1 protein-coding gene is annotated in these 347 nt (G+C 35.2%); it reads right to left on the reverse strand.

What is annotated here, in order from left to right; genetic code table 11:
- Positions 1 to 54: 54 nt before the first annotated feature.
- A complete protein-coding gene (locus FFM78_RS13755) occupies positions 55 to 318 on the reverse strand; it encodes an AbrB/MazE/SpoVT family DNA-binding domain-containing protein (RefSeq protein ID WP_001748109.1) in 264 nt (87 codons plus the stop codon).
- Between the last annotated feature and the right edge of the window lie 29 nt (positions 319 to 347).

Below are 347 nucleotides of genomic sequence, written 5' to 3' on the forward strand. Positions count from 1 at the left end.
TCTGTTCATGACCACGGCTTGGATTAAAGTTAACATAAAATATATCACCTTGGCTTACCATTGAAGTTCATTACCTTCTGACTTTCCCCAATCAAGCTCGTGATCCCTTTTCCCGTCATCTTGCCAATCCTTAAATAGCTCGTGAATATTGGTTGGGTTCTTTTTTATTGGTGTTAAAACAATTGATCCATTTTCAATGGTTATTGTCATATCTTGGTTATCATCTAATTTCAGTTGTTTAATAATTTGGCTAGGAATTCTAGCAGCTTTCGAGTTTCCCCACTTTGCTAAGCGTGTTTGTTCTTTAATAAGTTCCATATTTTCCCCTCCTAAATTATTATTACAAG

Source organism: Loigolactobacillus binensis, from assembly GCF_005405165.1.
Classification (GTDB): domain Bacteria; phylum Bacillota; class Bacilli; order Lactobacillales; family Lactobacillaceae; genus Loigolactobacillus; species Loigolactobacillus binensis.